Below are 16,272 nucleotides of genomic sequence, written 5' to 3' on the forward strand. Positions count from 1 at the left end.
CGGCCGATCAGCTCAGCCGACGAGAGCGCTGCAAAGACTTCGATCGGGACTCATCCCGAACACCTCCTTGCGTAGCGCCGACATCGCGGAGCACCCGATCCGGCTCGAAAGCCGCAGAGAACCGGTTGCCTCAGCGACCGTAACACGATCCAGAGGGATGTCTTTCATACGTATGACCGGCGGTGACCGATTCGTTCCGTGTCAGCCTCTTGACGTCTGGAGGGCCAAAGGCTCGACTTAAGGTTCACAAGTTGGAGAGACGCCGGGGTCTCGGAGCACCAAGCCGCGACCGCCGGCTCGGGGGGCGACGGCCAGCCGTCGCTAATGGGCAGGAGTGGATGAGTCGTGCAGACTCCCGGATCGCAGTCTTCGCTGCACCGCGCGAATCTCGAACGGGTCGTGCGGGCGGTGCGGCTCGCGGGTTCGCTGACCCAGGCGGAGATCGCCCGGTCCACCGGACTGTCGGCGGCCACGGTCTCCAACATCGTCCGCGAGCTCAAGGACGGTGGGACCGTCGAGGTCACGGACACCTCGGCGGGCGGCCGCCGTGCGCGCAGCGTCTCGCTCAGCGGTGACGCGGGCATCGTGATCGGCGTGGACTTCGGCCACACCCACCTGCGGGTGGCCGTCGGCAACCTCGCCCACCAGGTCCTGGCCGAGCAATCGGCCCCGCTGGACGTGGACGCCTCCTGGGCGGACGGCTTCGACCGGGCGGAAACGCTGGTGGGAGAGCTGATCGCGGGCATCGGGGTGGGCCTGGAGAAGGTCATCGGCGTCGGGCTCGGCGTCCCCGGCCCCATCGACGTGGAATCCGGAACCCTGGGCTCCACCGCGATCCTGCCGGGGTGGGCCGGGATCAACCCGCGCCAGGAGCTCTCGCAGCGCCTCGGCGTACCCGTGTACGTGGACAACGACGCCAACCTCGGAGCGCTCGGGGAGCTGGTGTGGGGGAGCGGCCGGGGGGTCAAGGACCTCGCCTACATCAAGGTCGCGAGCGGAGTCGGCGCGGGCCTGGTGATCAACGGGCAGATCTACCGGGGGCCGGGCGGCACCGCCGGCGAGATCGGGCACATCACCCTGGACGAGTCCGGCCCGGTCTGCCGCTGCGGCAACCGCGGCTGCCTGGAGACCTTCGCGGCGGCCCGCTACGTACTGCCCCTGCTCCAGAGCACGCACGGGCCCGAACTCACCATGGAGCGCGTCGTCGAACTGGCGCGGGAGGGCGATCCGGGCTGCCGGCGCGTGATCGCCGACGTGGGCCGCCATGTGGGTAGTGGTGTCGCGAACCTGTGCAATGTCCTCAACCCGAGCCGGGTGGTCCTCGGCGGCTCTCTGGCGGAGGCCGGTGAACTGATCCTGGCCCCCATACGTGAGTCGGTGGGGAGGTACGCGATCCCCAGTGCGGCACGTCAACTCTCCGTGCTCACGGGCTCGTTGGGCGGCCGGGCCGAAGTGCTGGGCGCGCTGGCCCTGGTGCTGAGCGAGATGGGCGATTCGACCCTTCTGGCCGGCTCGCCGACCCTCAAGCTCTTGCCTTCAGTTAGATAACGGATGGCACCGTTGTCATCTCGTTAAGGATTCACTCCTTGACGGCAAACTGCGGCCGAGGTTGACTCACGTCCACCTCGGCCGCAATGTTGCGGCCTCGTCAGGGAGGTTCAGGAAATGAACACGCGTATGCGCAGAGCCGCCGTTGCCGTAGCCGCCACCGCCATGGCCGCTTCCCTTGCCGCCTGTGGCAGCGCCAAGGAGGCCGGCGAGAAGCCGAAGGAGTCCGGCTCCGCCGCCGCGGGTGGTGCGATCAAGATCGGTCTGCTCCTGCCGGAGAACCAGACCGCGCGTTACGAGAAGTTCGACAAGCCGCTCTTCGAGAAGAAGGTCGCCGAACTCACCGGCGGCAAGGCCGAGGTGGTCTACGCCAATGCCAAGCAGGACGCCACCACCCAGAACTCCCAGGTCGACACGATGATCACCAACAAGGTGAACGTCCTCGTCGTCGACGCGGTGGACTCCAAGGCCATCGCCGGCTCGGTCAAGAAGGCCAAGGACGCGGGCATCCCCGTCGTGGCCTACGACCGCCTCGCCGAGGGTCCGATCGACGCCTACACCTCCTTCGACAACGAAGAGGTCGGCAAGGTCCAGGGCAAGGCCCTGCTGGAGGCGCTGGGCGACAAGGCCGGCTCCGGCCAGATCGTCATGATGAACGGCTCGGTCACCGACCCGAACGCGGCCCTCTTCAAGAAGGGCGCGCACTCCGTCCTCGACGGCAAGGTGACCATCGGCAAGGAGTACGACACCAAGGAGTGGAAGCCGGAGAACGCCAACACCAACATGGCGGGTGCGATCTCCGCGCTGGGCAAGGACAAGATCGTCGGCGTCTACTCCGCCAACGACGGCATGGCGGGCGGCATCATCACCGCCCTCAAGGCCGCCGGCATGGACCCGCTGCCCCCGGTCACCGGCCAGGACGCGGAACTCGCCGGCGTGCAGCGCATCGTCGCCGGTGAGCAGTTCATGAGCGTCTACAAGCCGTACGCCCCCGAGGCCGAGGCCGCCGCGAAGATGGCCGTCGCGCTCGCCAAGGGCGAGAAGCTCGACGGTGTCACCACCTCCAAGGTCGACAGCCCCACCACCAAGGGCGTCCCCTCGGTCCTGGTCCCCGTCGTCTCGCTGACGAAGAACAACATCAAGGACACTGTCATCAAGGACGGTGTCTACACGGCCGACGAGATCTGCACCGACAAGTACGCGGCCGCCTGCACCACCCTCGGCCTGAAGTAGGCCCAAGGGCCCGATCCAGGCCCTCCCGGCCTCCCGCGAGGCCCGTCGTCCCGCCGGCCGGAGGAGCGCCCCGCGCCCTCCGGTCCACCGGGACCCCCGCGCCTGCCCGGCGCCCCGCCCCCTCCTTCCCCGCCACCCGCGGGGCGCCGGGCAGAAACGATCACCCCACCCCCACCCCGCTCCTGCACTTACTGCACGACATCCCCGCCGGTCAGGCGGCGAAGGAGATGGTTCATGTGTCCGCTGCGCCCGTGCTGGCGTTGCGAGGGGTCTCGAAGCGATTCGGTGCCGTCCAGGCGCTCACCGACGTAGAGCTCGAGATCCACTCCGGCGAGGTGGTCGCCCTGGTCGGCGACAACGGCGCCGGCAAGTCCACGCTCGTCAAGACGATCGCCGGCGTCCACCCCATCGATGACGGAGTCATCGAGTGGAACGGCAAGCCGGTCGCGATCGGCAAGCCCCACGACGCCCAGAACCTGGGCATCGCGACGGTCTACCAGGACCTCGCGCTGTGCGACAACATCGATGTCGTCGGCAACCTGTTCCTGGGCCGCGAGCTCAAGCGCCGCGGCGTCCTGGACGAGGTCGAGATGGAGCGCCGCGCCCGCGAGCTCCTGACCACCCTGTCCATCCGGATCCCCAGTGTCCGCATCCCCATCGCCTCGCTCTCCGGCGGCCAGCGCCAGACCGTGGCGATCGCCCGCTCGATGCTGGGCGAGCCCAAGCTCGTCATCCTCGACGAGCCCACGGCGGCCCTCGGCGTCGAGCAGACCGCACAGGTCCTCGACCTGGTGGAGCGGCTGCGCGAGCGCGGCCACGCCGTCATCCTCATCAGCCACAACATGGCCGATGTGAAGGCCGTCGCCGACAAGGTGGCGGTCCTGCGGCTGGGCCGCAACAACGGCGTCTTCAACGTCAAGGACACGTCGCAGGAAGAGATCATCTCCGCCATCACGGGTGCCACGGACAACGCCGTGACCCGCCGCGCGGCCCGCACCGGGGAGGCCGGCAAGTGAGCACCGAACACCACACTTCGGCGGAAGAAGTGGCCCAGCTGGCCAACCCCTCCGCCCCGGCGGACGCCATCCCCGCGGTGGACCCGCGCCTGCTCGTGCGCGAGCAGGGCCTGTCCGGCTACCTGAGCGAGTTCGGCCGCAAGATGAAGGCCGGCGACCTGGGCTCGGTCCCGGTCGTCATCGGCCTGATCGTCATCTGCGGCATCTTCCAGGGGCTGAACGCGAACTTCCTCTCCCCGGAGAACCTGACCAACATCGCGATCACGATGGTCGCCACCGGCATGATGGCCGTGGGCATCATCTTCGTGCTCCTGCTCGGCGAGATCGACCTCTCGGTCGGTTCCGTCAGCGGCGTCTCGGGCGCCCTCTTCGCCGTCATGGCCGTCACCCACGGGGTCAACCAGTGGGTGGCCATCCTGGCGGCGATCGCCGCCGGCGCCCTGATCGGCGCAATCCACGGCTTCTTCTTCGCCAGGATCGGCGCACCGGCCTTCGCGGTCACCCTCTCGGGCCTGCTCTTCTGGTCCGGCGCCATGCTGCAGATCCTCGGCAGCAACGGCACGATCAACATCGACCCCGACGGTCCGGTGGGCCAGCTCACCACGTACTTCTTCACGGACGTGGCGGCCGGCTACGGCCTCGCCGCGATCGCGGTGATCGGGTACTTCCTGGCCAGCTTCCTCGACAACCGGCGCCGCGAGGCAGCGGGGGTCCCCTCCCGCCCGGTGAGCGAGATCGCCCTGCGCACGGGCCTGCTGGCCGTGTTCACCTTCGGCCCCGCCGCGGTGTTCAACCAGTACAAGGGCCTGCCGCTCGCGGTGGTGCTCTTCGTGCTCGTGCTGGTCGGCACGGACTTCCTCCTGCGCCGCACCTCGTTCGGCCGCAGCATCTTCGCGCTCGGCGGCAGCGTCGAGGCCTCCCGGCGCGCGGGCATCAACGTCACCGGGATCCGCATCACGGTCTTCGCCATCGCGGGCACCTTCGCCGCCGTCGGCGGACTGTTCTGGGCCTCCAAGATCGCGGCGGCCAACCAGAGCGCCGGCGCCGGCGACCTGCTGATGAACGTGATCGCGGCGGCCGTGATCGGCGGCACCAGCCTCTTCGGCGGCCGGGGCCGGACCTGGAACGCCCTCCTCGGTGTCATGGTCATCACCTCGATCCAGTACGGTCTGGCTCTCCAGGGCATCGCCACCCCGATCCAGTACATGATCACCGGTGCGGTGCTGCTGGCCACCGTGGTGATCGACTCGGTCACCCGCAAGACCCAGAAGACGGCCGGACGCGCCTGATCACCGCGCCCGTGCGGTAATAACGGTCACAGTGCCCGGTGCCACTTCGTGTGGCACCGGGCACCCGTGCGTACACGTGTGCGCACAACTGTGCGGTTATACCCCCGTTTGGAATGTGTGACCACGTGGTGCCGTGTACATGTATGACAAAGGTGTGACCCGTCAGGGACCGCCCGATGACCGCTGCCGCGAGCGGAACATTAGACTCGACAGACCAGCAAGCAACTGCAAGGAGGCACGGGTGCTGCTGACCCGCATCAAGGGACCGCGCGATCTGGACCGGCTCAGCCTGGAGGAGCTCGACCAGCTCGCCGCCGAGATCAGGTCCTTCCTCGTCGACGCCGTCTCCAAGACCGGCGGGCACCTCGGCCCCAACCTCGGGGTGGTCGAACTGACGATCGCCCTGCACCGGGTCTTCGACTCGCCCAAGGACAAGGTCCTCTTCGACACCGGCCACCAGGCCTACGTCCACAAGCTGCTCACGGGCCGCCAGGACTTCGGCGGACTGCGCACCAAGGGCGGCCTGTCCGGCTACCCCTCGCGCGCCGAGTCCGACCACGACGTCATCGAGAACTCGCACGCCTCCACCGTCCTGGGCTGGGCCGACGGCCTGGCCAAGGCCAACGAGGTGCTCGGCCGCGAGGACCACCACGTCGCCGCCGTCATCGGCGACGGCGCGCTGACGGGCGGCATGGCCTGGGAGGCGCTGAACAACATCGCCGCCGCCAAGGACCGCCCGCTCGTCATCGTCGTCAACGACAACGAGCGCTCGTACGGCCCGACCATCGGCGGCCTCGCGAACCACCTGGCCACCCTGCGCACCACGGACGGCTACGAGCGCTTCCTGGCCCGCGGCAAGGAGCTCCTGGAGCGCACCCCGGTCGTCGGGAAGCCGCTCTTCGAGACCCTGCACGGCGCCAAGAAGGGCCTCAAGGACTTCATCGCCCCGCAGGGCATGTTCGAGGACCTGGGCCTGAAGTACATCGGCCCCATCAACGGCCACGACATCGAGGCCCTGGAGTCCGCCCTGCAGCGCGCCAAGCGCTTCAGCGGCCCGGTCATCGTGCACTGCCTCACCCAGAAGGGCCGCGGCTACACCCCGGCCCTGGAGCACGAAGCGGACCGCTTCCACGCGGTCGGCGTGATCCACCCGGACACCGGCCTGCCGGTCAAGACCGCCGCCGCCAGCTGGACCTCCGTCTTCGCCGACGAGATGGTCAAGCTCGGCCACGACCGCCCGGACATCGTCGGCATCACCGCCGCCATGCTCCACCCGGTCGGCCTCAACAAGTTCGCCGAGGCCTTCCCGGACCGGATCTTCGACGTGGGCATCGCCGAGCAGCACGGCGCCACCTCGGCGGCGGGCCTGGCCACCGGCGGCGTCCACCCGGTCTTCGCGGTGTACGCGACCTTCCTCAACCGCGCCTTCGACCAGGTCCTGATGGACGTGGCCCTGCACAAGTGCGGGGTCACCTTCGTCCTGGACCGCGCCGGCGTCACCGGTGACGACGGCGCCTCCCACAACGGCATGTGGGACATGTCCATCCTCCAGGTCGTCCCCGGCCTGCGCTTGGCCGCTCCGCGCGACGCGGAGCAGCTGCGCGCGCAGCTGCGCGAGGCCGTCGAGGTCAAGGACGCCCCGACCGTCGTGCGCTACTCCAAGGGCGTCGTCGGCCCGGCCGTCCCGGCCGTCGGCCGCATCGGCGGCATGGACGTACTGCGCGCCCCGGGCGCCGAGGTCACCCCGGACGTACTGCTGGTCTCGGTCGGCGCACTCGCGCCGATGTGCCTGGAGATCGCCGATCTGCTCGACAAGCAGGGCATCTCCACGACCGTCGTCGACCCCCGCTGGGTCAAGCCGGTGGACGAGGCACTGGCCCCGCTCGCGGAGCGGCACCGCGTGGTGGTCACCGTCGAGGACAACGGCCGCACCGGCGGCGTGGGCTCCGCCGTCGCGCAGGCACTGCGGGACGCGGGCGTCGACGTACCGCTGCGCGACTTCGGCATCCCGCAGCGCTTCCTCGACCACGCCCTGCGCAAGGAGATCATGGCCGAGATCGGCCTGACCGCCCCGGACATCGCCCGGCAGGTCACGGGCCTGGTCGCCAAGCTGGACGGGCGCTACGACAGCGAGCCGGCCACCGCAGTCGACTGACTCCGGCCGCAACCGGCCGCAACCGGCCACGACGGATCGCGCGGTTGCACGTCACGGGCCGGGAGATCACCCTTGAGGGGTGGGCCTCCCGGCCCGTTCGCGTACGTCGTCGCCCGTCGGAGGTGCGTCGGTGAGCAAGGACCTGAACAGCGTCTTCCGCACCAAGACGGTGGAGCAGTCCATCCGTGACACGGAGGAGCCGGAACACGCCCTCCGCAAGTCGCTCTCCGCCTGGGACCTGACGGTCTTCGGCGTGGGCGTCATCATCGGCACCGGCATCTTCGTGCTCACGGGCATCGCGGCCCGGAACAACGCCGGACCCGCCACCGCCCTGGCCTTCGTCGCGGCGGGCATCGTCTGCGCCCTCGCGGCGCTCTGCTACGCCGAGTTCGCCTCCACGGTGCCGGTGGCCGGATCGGCGTACACCTTCTCGTACGCCTCGATCGGCGAGCTGCCCGCCTGGATCATCGGCTGGGACCTGGTGCTCGAATTCGCGCTCGGCACCGCCGTCGTGGCGGTCGGCTGGTCCGGGTACGTGCGCCACCTCATGCACACCAACCTCGGCTGGGACCTGCCCAAGGCGCTGGAAGGGCCGGACGCGGGAGGCAGCTTCGACCTGCTGGCCTTCCTGCTGATCCTCGTGCTGACCGTGATCCTGGTCGTCGGGACGAAGCTCTCGGCGCGGATCACCGCGATCGTGGTCGCGATCAAGGTCGCCGTGGTGCTGCTCGTCATCATCGCGGGCCTGTTCTTCATCAAGGCCGACAACTACTCGCCCTTCATCCCGCCGGCCCAGCCACAGGAGGCGGGCAGCGGCCTGCACGCGCCGCTGGTCCAGCTGATGTTCGGCTACGCGCCCACCAACTTCGGCGTCATGGGCATCTTCACGGCGGCCTCCCTCATCTTCTTCGCCTTCATCGGCTTCGACGTCGTGGCCACCGCGGCGGAGGAGACGAGGAACCCCCAGCGGGACATGCCGCGCGGCATCCTGGGCTCGCTCCTGATCTGCACGTTCCTCTACGTGGCCGTGACGCTGGTGGTCACCGGCATGCAGAAGTACTCGGAGATGTCGCCGACCGCGCCGCTGGCCGAAGCCTTCAAATCGGTGAACCAGCCCTTCTTCTCCGGTGCCATCAGCCTCGGGGCGGCCGTCGGCCTGATCACCGTGAGCATGATCCTGCTGCTCGGCCAGACCCGCGTGTTCTTCGCGATGAGCCGTGACGGTCTGCTGCCGCGCGTCTTCTCCGTCACCCACCCCAAGTACCGCACCCCCTACCGTGCGACCATCCTGCTCGGCGGGATCATCGCGATCGTCGCGGGCTTCACCAGCCTGGAGAAGCTGGCGGAACTGGTGAACATCGGCACGCTGTTCGCCTTCGTGCTCGTCGCCCTCGGCGTGATCATCCTGCGCCGGACCCGCCCCGACCTGCACCGGGCGTTCCGCACCCCGTGGGTGCCGGTGATCCCGATCCTGTCGATCGCGGCCTCGCTGTGGCTGATGCTCAACCTGCCGGCCGAGACCTGGATCCGGTTCGGCATCTGGATGCTCATCGGCCTCGTCGTCTACTTCCTGTACGGCCGTCAGCACAGCCGCCTCGGCAAGTCCGGCCAGAACGCGGAGTATTAGGACGCGCAGTACCAGGACTTGGAGTACCGGAAGCGGGCCGTGCGGGAGAGGTGTTCCCGTACGGCCCGCTTCTTCGTGCGTGGGGCGCTGCGGCGTTCTCGGTGCTGGTCTCGGCCTTCGTCTCGGCCCTGGTCTCAGCCCTTGGCGGGGGAGTTCTTGGCGTCGGCCGGGATCTTCTGGTCGGTGCGCAGGGCCTCCCAGACCTTGCCCGCCTGCGGTTCGGCGACGACCACGCGGTTCGGGTCCACCTTGTCGTAGGCGACCGGGAGCATGATCGTCTCCATGGTGTCCGGGTCCACGCCCTTCATGCTCTGGGCGAAGTCGGCCAGGGAGGTGAGGGAGGCCAGGTCGGAGTCGGTCGTCAGCGACTTCGTCCCGGCGTCGGCCAGCTTGTAGAGCCGGGCAGGGTTGCCGAGGGCGTCCTGCTTCTTGATCTCCGACAGCATCGCCATCATGAACTGCTGCTGGAGGCCTATGCGCCCGAGGTCGCTGCCGTCCCCGTAGCCGTAGCGGGTACGGACGAACTTGAGCGAGTCGGCGCCGTTGAGCCGGTGCGTGCCGGCGTCCAGCTTGAGCCCGCCCTTGGCGCCGCTCATCGGCTTGTCCAGGGTGACGGTGACCCCGCCGAGCGCGTCCACCAGGCCCTTGAAACCGGCGAAGTCGACCTCGACGAAGTGGTCCACGCGGATCCCGGACATCTGCTCCACGGTCTTGACCACGCAGGCCGGACCGGCCACCGAGTAGACCGAGTTGAACATGACCCGGTTCGCCGGCTTGACGGTCTTGCCGTCGGCGTCCTTGCACTCGGGCCGGCTGATCAGGGTGTCGCGCGGGATGCTCACGGCAGTGGCCCTGGACCGGCCCTCGGGTATGTGCACCAGCATGGCGGTGTCCGAGCGGGCGCCGCTCACGTCGCCGTGGTCGAGGTCCCCGTTGGCGCCGGCGCGCGAGTCGGAGCCGAGTACGAGGACGTTCTGCGCGCCCGCGACGACCTTCTTCGGGCGGTTGTCGCCGAGGGCCTGGTCGAGGTCGACGCTGTCGATGTTGCCGTTGAGGTGGCTGTACGCCCACCAGCCGCCGCCGGCGAGGGCGAGGACGAGCAGGGCCACCGTGAGCAGCACGATCCGCAGGGCACGCCTGCCGCCGCGCCGCCGCCTGCGCCGGGAGGAAGGAGAGGTGGCAGAGGGCAGGTCGGTCATGGAGGCAGGGCCCTTCTATTATCGATGGGGTGCATCATAAGACACACTTTCGAGTGGCTGGTTCTCTCCGGTGGGGAACCGGGCTGCTCGAGCAGGGGACATTCTCGGCAGAAGGGTGAAGAGCGGCGTGGTCCGAGGCAAAAGCGGAGGCCGGGGCACCACTTCCGTCCGCGCGACGCAGGATGCACCCCCCGGCGGACCGGGGTCCCGCCCTTCCGCGCCACCGGCCGGAAACTGGCTGTTCAAGGGTGGCGACGGCCGTCTGACGGCCTACGCCTGCACCCCGCACGGCCTGCTGCGCTGGACCGAGGCCGCGGCGCCCCGCACCGGCTGGACCGGCCCGGACACCTTCGACGTAGAGGGCTGGACCGGCGCCGCCGCGATGGCGCAGAGCCGCGAGGGGTACGTGCACTTCGTGGCCGTACGGACCGGCCGGGACGGCTCCGACGGTGGGCAGGGCCCGGGGCGGTCGGAAATAGTCGTCGCCACCCAGTTCCAGACGGGCCGCCCCCTGACCGAATGGCACAGTCTCGGTATCCCCGCCGTGCGCGGCGGCCCCGCCGACGACCGGCTGACCGGCCCGCCGCGCATCGCCGTCAACCAGCGCTCCGGCGCCACGCACGTCCTCGTCTCGCTGCGCCGGGGCGGCGTGCTGCGCCGCAGCCGCAACGCCGAGGGAGCGTGGGGCGGTTGGAAGCAGGTGGCCCCGGAGCCGTACGAGAGCGGAGTGACCCCGCTGATGCCCGAGGGCGGGCAACTGGAGATGCTCCTCCTCGGCCCGGCCGGCGCGGACCGGTGGTCGGGCATCGGACAGGGCCGCTTCGCCCTCGCGGACCGCATCCCCACCCCGGTCGTCCCCGGCACCCCCGCAGTCTGCGAGACGGGCCCGCGCCGGGTGACCTACTTCTGGCGCTACCCGGGCGACGGCTCACTCGTCGCCTGGCGGGCCGCCCGACAGGGCGTCCAGGGCGGCCTGATGGGCCTCGGCGGCGCGGGCGGGAGCGGAGCACCTGGAGTCGTACGGGCCGTCATCGGCGGCTACGACTGCACGGTGCTCGCGCAGACCGGCGCCGAGGGCGACATCGAACTCACCGCCTACGTCACCGAGAACGAGGGCTACGGCACGTGGTGGGTCTCCCTCGGCGGCCACGGCGCGTACGCCCCCCAGGTGGCGGTCGACGCGGCGGGCCGCATCGTCGTGGCCGCCTTCGACGCGCGGGGCGCCCTGATCTGCACCCGCCAGGACACCACTCAGCCGGGGCTGGTGTTCGGGCCCTGGGAGGCCGCCTGAGGCTGGGGCCTTCGGCCCGGGGCGGAAGGTCTGGCCCTCGGCGTCCCCGGGCTCAGGCCCGCCGCGGCAGCGGCGTTCGCCGGGACACCTCGATGCTGAGACCGCCGGACTCCGTGTAGTACGGGGTGGCTGCCAGCTCCATGCCCGGGGCATCTGGCGCCGTCCCGATCGGCACCGGCATCCGGGCGGTGGTGTCCAGATCGGCGGCGCGCTTCGTCCCGAGCCGCACCTCCCGGCTCACCCCCTCGAACCCGACCGCGAGGTACAGGTCCCAGGTGCCGGGCTCCAGCGGCCAGCCTCCCGAGGTCTGCGCCAGGTTGACCCGGGCCGAGAACCGGCCCATCGCACGGGGCTTGCCCTTGGCGTTGGTCAGCGTGTCGTCCCGGCGGCCCGTCACCGCGTAGCTGTCATGCGCTCCGCTCGTCCGCTCCCGCAGGACGACACGGGTGGTGCGGTCCTTCGTCGACAGCTGCTCGTAGAACGCGAAACCCTCCAGCGTCAGCACCGGCCCTTCCCAGCGGGCCTTCTGCAGCTGGTGGCTGACCGTCATGTCGTCCGTGATGTCGAAGAGTTCGTCCGGCAGGGCGACCTGCGGATCGCGGAAGAACGGCAGCGTCGTGAACACCCGGCCGTTCTCCACCGTCTTGCGCACCACCGGCCGGTCCTTGTCCGCCTCGAAGGCGGCGATCCGCTGCGCCTCGGCGAAGCGGCCCTGCGCCAGCAGGGCGAACCGCACGGCCAGCATGCGCGGCAGCAGCGCCAGCGCGCCCTGGGTGGCCTGGGTGCGCAGCACCTCGGCGGCGGCCCACAGCGCCTGGTCCCGTTCCGTCGCGTCCGCGGCGGAGAGCAGCGCGTCCGCGGTCGCCTTGCCGAGCTCCACCTCCAAGTGGCGCGACTGGAGCTTGTCCCGGCGCGGCCCCTCGGGCAGCTGCGAGGCGACCAGCGCCAGCATCCGCGACGCCAGGGCCACCTGGTCCGGCAGCGCCGTCCGCTCCTGCGGCGAGGCGCCCTTGACCACGCAGGTCGCGTCGCCGACGACCGCGACGTTGTCCGCGCCGATGAGGGCGAGGGCCGTGAAGGCCTGGTCGTCGCCGACCGGCATGTCGGTGGGGAAGGCCAGCCCGCGGCGCTGGAGCAGACTGGTGCGGAACAGCTTGTCCGGGGTCAGCGACCAGTACACGCGCGAGGCGTACAGATCGCTGTAGGCCTGGTTCTTGCGGAACATCGCGGTCTCGACCGGATGGGGGCCCGCGCTCTCCAGCTTGCCCAAGACCACATCGGCCTCGTATGCGTCGGCCGCCGCGACCATCCGCTCCAGTGCGTCGGGCGTCAGCCGGTCGGTGGCTTCGAGGAAGATCACGTAGCGTCCGCGTGCCTGGCTCAGCGACCAGTTGCGGGCCCCGGCCGGGCTCAGCCCCGGCGAGACTTGCCCCGCGCGGAGGAACGAGGAGTACTGGTGGGCCGCACGGGCCAGGACGGACCCGCTCTCGTCCGTCGACCCGTCGTCGACCCCGATGACCTCCAGCCGATCCGTTCCGATGGACTGAACTGCGACGGAGGCCAGGCAGGCGTCGAGCGCGGCGGCCTGGTTGGAGACCCGGACGGCGACCGTCACGTCCTTGACGTCTGTGGGTCGCAGGGCGGCGGTGTTCATGGTCCTGTCTTCCTTCATCGGTTCCGCGCGGGCTGCCCGGGTCCGGGCCAGGGCATCTCCCCGCCGAGCTCGGGCCACTGCCAGGGCCGGAAGGCCTCGCCCGCGGGCTGCGCCGGGAAGACACCCGGTGTCTGCTCCAGGGAGCCCACGAAGACGTTCACGTGCGAGGTCTGCTGCTCGCCGCCCGGGGTGGCCACCGTGTACGTGAAGCGGTCGAACCCGGTGAAGGAGGGCCCAGGGGTGTACGTCGCCCAGCCGTCGTACGAGAGCTGTGCCTCACCGCCGCGGGGCTGCGTCACGGAGACGGCCGAGCTGCCCGCCGGGGCGCCCGAGAGCACGTTCACCGTGCCCGGCCGACCCGTCTCCGCCGCGATGCGCAGGCTCCGGGCCATCGGTGGCCGCAGCGGCAGCGCGTCGGCATCGAGCTTGGCCGTCCGGATCAGCTTACGGCCCGAGGCGTCCGGGACGGCGACCACGATCTGGGGCCGGATCAGGGGTGCGGCGGCCTTGTCGTGGACCCGCAGCTGCAGGACGCCGGTACCGTTCTCGCCGGCTTCGGCTCGGATCCGGAACCAGCGTTGCCGGGGGAAGTATTCAAGCCCTTGGACGGCGACGATGTCGGCGGAATCGGCCAGTGGCGCCTCCAGTATGTAGGCGCATCCGCGCGGGGCACCGTGGTCGGGTGCGACGGAAAGACCGAGCTGGAGTGTTTCACCGGGTGCCACGCCGCGGCGCGGGTCGGCGGAGCAGTACAGGGCCGCATAGACCGCGCCGTGGGACGGCTCGTCCCCGACGGCCTGGCCCCGGCGCAGGAGGTGGTTCACGTGCCGGACTCCTCGGTGCCGGGGAACTGTGACACACGGGACGCGGTGTGCCGTCTGAACGTCTCCTCGTCCAGCCAGCCCATCTCGTCGTAAGAGAAGCGTGTGCGCTCGAGGTCCCGGACCCAGTGGGACGGGATGACGCCCTGTTCGAGCATGCTGCGGACGGCGAACCGGGCGCACTCGATGGCGCCCTCGGCCCGCAGTTGCACGTTGTCCCCGTCCAGGACGTCTCTGAGCAGGGGCTCGCCGCGGCGCAGGTACGTGAACACGGACTTGGTCGCCTCCGGCCCGAGCTCCTCCCACCACTGCAGGCTCTGTCCGTACATGTCCACGACCGGGACGTGCTCGTCCTCGGCCAGCCGGCGTGCGGCGACCGGGTAGTCGCCGAGGGGCCGGGCCACGTTGCCGTGCCGGTCGATCCGCCGCCGCTCGTACGGAAGGTAGATCACCGGGTGTCCCCGGCGTTCCCGCGCGCCGTCCACATATGCCCGCATGTGTTCGAGGAACGTGGTGAACGGGTCGGTGTGCAGCTCCGGGTCCGGCTTGCCGTCCGTCTGGCCGAAGCCGAACAGCAGGTAGTCCCCGGCCTCCATGGTGTCGAGGATCCACTGGAGCCTGCCGCGCTCGCGGAAGCTCTTCGAGCTCGCCCGGGCGCGGGCACAGTTGACGACCTCGACCGCGTCGGTGAGGAAGAGGGGCAGGGCCTGGGCCCAGCCCGCCATCGGCAGGTAGCTGTACGGACGGGTGACCGCGACCGAGTCGCCGGCCACGAAGATCCTTCGGGGCGCGGCCGGCCGCTCCTGCTGTCCGGGTGCGTACGTCACGCCTAGAACTCCTGGTCCTCCGTGGTCTGGATCAGCACGGACGCCAGCGCCGCCTCGAACCCGGAGCGCTGCGCCGGCGTCGTGGTCGGGTCCTGCTTGCGTACGTCGATGACGTGGCCGGTCATCTCGGAGAGCAGAACGTCCAGGGAGGTCAGGGCGACGGACTCGGACGTGAGCAGCGAGGTCGAGGGCTCCTGGCCGAAGGCCCTGGTGCGCATCGGGGTGGCCGTGCGCTCCGGGTTCACGCAGTTGACGCGGATGCCGTCCTCGGCCCACTCGTCGGCCAGCGCCTGGGTCAGGTTGACCATGGCGGCCTTGGTGGAGGAGTACAGGCTGTACTCGGCGCGGCCGCGGGTGTAGCTGCTGGAGGTGAAGAGCAGCAGCTGGCCCCGGGTCTCGCTGAGGTACTTGAACGAGGTCCGGGCGATGTTGACGGGGGCGAGGTAGTTGACGTCGAGCGCCTCGCGGATCGTGTCGTTGTCGGTCTCGTCGAGGCGGCCGATGCGCAGCACGCCCGCGGTGTTGACGACGTAGTCGATGCGGCCGGTCTCGGCGTAGGCGCTGGCCAGGGCCTCCTCGACGTGGTCGAGGTTCTCCACGTGCGTACCGGTGGTGGAGCGGCCCAGCGCGAAGACGCGGGCGCCGAAGCCCTCGGCTATGCGCGAGATGTCGGCGCCGATGCCGTACGAGCCGCCGAAGACCACCATCGTCTTGCCGCGCAGCTGCTCACGGTACGCGGCCTCTCCGGCCTGGGCGGGCGCGGCGTGGGAGGCGAGCTGGAACAGCTTGTCGGCGATGAAGACGTCGACCGGCTGGGTGACCTTCATGTTGTAGTCGTCGCCGGTGACGATGTGGACCGGGACGTGGGGCAGGTACTTGACGACGACCGAGCAGTCGTCGGTGGCCTGGAAGAACGGGTCCGCGGACGCCCGCTCGTACGCGGCACGGATCGTGGAGAGCCGGAAGCCCTGCGGGGTCTGGCCGCGGCGCAGCCGGGAGCGGTCGGGGACCTCCGTGATGAACTCGCCGTCGCTGCCGTGCGTGCGGGTCACGATGACGGTGTCGGAGGAGGGGATCGCGACGTCGACGGCCTGGTAGCGCTCCAGGGACTCCACGCACTCGCGCACCACGCGCTGCGAGAGCAGCGGGCGGACGGCGTCGTGGAACAGGAGGTTGCAGTCCTCGCCCTCGCCGAGACCGGCGGCCGCGGCCTCGATGGCGATCCGCGTGGTCTCGCTGCGGGTCGAGCCGCCCGCCAGGACCCGGGTGACCTTGCCCAGCTTGGCCCGCTCGACGATGCGGCGGGCGTCCTCCACGTACGCGGGCGTCATCAGGAGGATCACCTCGTCGACGTCCGGCGCGTTCTCGAAGACGTGGAGCGTGTGCTCCAGGATCGGCTTTCCGGCGATCTTGAGCAGCTGCTTCGGTATCTCGAGCCCGATGCGCTGGCCGGTTCCACCAGCGAGGACGACGGCGACGGTGCGGTGGGGGACGGGCCTGGAGGACAAGGCTCCTTCTTCCTGAGCGAGGGGTGCGGTACGGCGGTGGTGCCGGACGGCGGTGGGCGGGGCGGTGCGACTCGACTGCCCGGGGGTGGTCCGCCTATACGGGG

General features: G+C 70.3%; 12 protein-coding genes. 7 read left to right on the top strand and 5 right to left on the bottom strand.

Features of this window, described 5'->3' with window-relative positions; all coding sequences use genetic code 11:
* Positions 1 to 345: 345 nt before the first annotated feature.
* From ACS04_RS18310 to ACS04_RS18335, 6 genes are all read left to right on the top strand, one after another.
* The gene (locus tag ACS04_RS18310; RefSeq protein WP_048477696.1) at positions 346 to 1,548 is read left to right on the top strand and encodes an ROK family transcriptional regulator; all 1,203 of its coding nucleotides are present in this window, start codon (positions 346 to 348) and stop codon (positions 1,546 to 1,548) included.
* A gap of 117 nt (positions 1,549 to 1,665) precedes the next feature.
* Positions 1,666 to 2,781, top strand: coding sequence for a substrate-binding domain-containing protein (locus tag ACS04_RS18315; protein WP_048477697.1), 1,116 nt, complete (start codon positions 1,666 to 1,668; stop codon positions 2,779 to 2,781).
* Positions 2,782 to 3,008: 227 nt separating this feature from the next.
* Positions 3,009 to 3,797, top strand: a complete 789-nt coding sequence (locus tag ACS04_RS18320; protein WP_048477698.1) for an ATP-binding cassette domain-containing protein — start codon at positions 3,009 to 3,011, stop codon at positions 3,795 to 3,797.
* 29 nt (positions 3,798 to 3,826) lie between these two features.
* Positions 3,827 to 5,086, top strand: a complete 1,260-nt coding sequence (locus ACS04_RS18325; RefSeq protein WP_048477746.1) for a sugar ABC transporter permease — start codon at positions 3,827 to 3,829, stop codon at positions 5,084 to 5,086.
* Positions 5,087 to 5,327: 241 nt separating this feature from the next.
* Entirely contained in the window at positions 5,328 to 7,241 is a 1,914-nt protein-coding gene (gene dxs / locus ACS04_RS18330; RefSeq protein WP_048477699.1) for a 1-deoxy-D-xylulose-5-phosphate synthase, read from the top strand.
* Positions 7,242 to 7,371: 130 nt separating this feature from the next.
* A complete protein-coding gene (locus ACS04_RS18335) occupies positions 7,372 to 8,868 on the top strand; it encodes an amino acid permease (protein ID WP_048477700.1) in 1,497 nt (498 codons plus the stop codon).
* 134 nt (positions 8,869 to 9,002) lie between these two features.
* Here the strand turns inward: ACS04_RS18335 and ACS04_RS18340 are convergent, their stop codons facing one another.
* A complete protein-coding gene (locus ACS04_RS18340) occupies positions 9,003 to 10,067 on the bottom strand; it encodes an LCP family protein (RefSeq protein WP_048477701.1) in 1,065 nt (354 codons plus the stop codon).
* A gap of 127 nt (positions 10,068 to 10,194) precedes the next feature.
* Here ACS04_RS18340 and ACS04_RS18345 point away from each other — a divergent pair, with 127 nt between their 5' ends.
* Positions 10,195 to 11,358: a hypothetical protein gene (locus tag ACS04_RS18345; protein ID WP_053080813.1), complete on the top strand. Its 1,164-nt coding sequence runs from the start codon at positions 10,195 to 10,197 to the stop codon at positions 11,356 to 11,358.
* 52 nt (positions 11,359 to 11,410) lie between these two features.
* Here ACS04_RS18345 and ACS04_RS18350 read toward each other — a convergent pair whose 3' ends face one another.
* From ACS04_RS18350 to ACS04_RS18365, 4 genes are read right to left on the bottom strand one after another with little or no spacing between them, the layout of a single operon-like run.
* Positions 11,411 to 13,012, bottom strand: coding sequence for a glycosyltransferase family 2 protein (locus ACS04_RS18350; protein ID WP_048477702.1), 1,602 nt, complete (start codon positions 13,010 to 13,012; stop codon positions 11,411 to 11,413).
* A 14-nt stretch (positions 13,013 to 13,026) separates the two neighbouring features.
* Positions 13,027 to 13,836, bottom strand: a complete 810-nt coding sequence (locus tag ACS04_RS38205) for an Ig-like domain-containing protein (protein ID WP_048477703.1) — start codon at positions 13,834 to 13,836, stop codon at positions 13,027 to 13,029.
* Complete coding sequence (locus tag ACS04_RS18360; RefSeq protein WP_053080814.1) at positions 13,833 to 14,660, bottom strand: rhamnogalacturonan acetylesterase; 828 nt, start codon at positions 14,658 to 14,660, stop codon at positions 13,833 to 13,835. The genes ACS04_RS38205 and ACS04_RS18360 overlap by 4 nt, the downstream gene beginning before the upstream one ends.
* 2 nt (positions 14,661 to 14,662) lie before the next feature.
* A complete protein-coding gene (locus ACS04_RS18365; protein WP_048477704.1) occupies positions 14,663 to 16,168 on the bottom strand; it encodes a bifunctional cytidylyltransferase/SDR family oxidoreductase in 1,506 nt (501 codons plus the stop codon).
* Positions 16,169 to 16,272 lie beyond the last annotated feature (104 nt).

Source organism: Streptomyces roseus, from assembly GCF_001044425.1.
GTDB lineage: Bacteria > Actinomycetota > Actinomycetes > Streptomycetales > Streptomycetaceae > Streptomyces > Streptomyces roseus.

What these genes read in the sequence shown, in the direction of transcription:
- ACS04_RS18350 (WP_048477702.1), bottom strand. Translation starts at nt 13,012, where the DNA reads ATGAACACCGCCGCCCTGCGACCCACAGACGTCAAGGACGTGACGGTC.
- ACS04_RS18340 (WP_048477701.1), bottom strand. Translation starts at nt 10,067, where the DNA reads ATGACCGACCTGCCCTCTGCCACCTCTCCTTCCTCCCGGCGCAGGCGG.
- ACS04_RS18320 (WP_048477698.1), top strand. Translation starts at nt 3,009, where the DNA reads ATGGTTCATGTGTCCGCTGCGCCCGTGCTGGCGTTGCGAGGGGTCTCG.
- ACS04_RS18315 (WP_048477697.1), top strand. Translation starts at nt 1,666, where the DNA reads ATGAACACGCGTATGCGCAGAGCCGCCGTTGCCGTAGCCGCCACCGCC.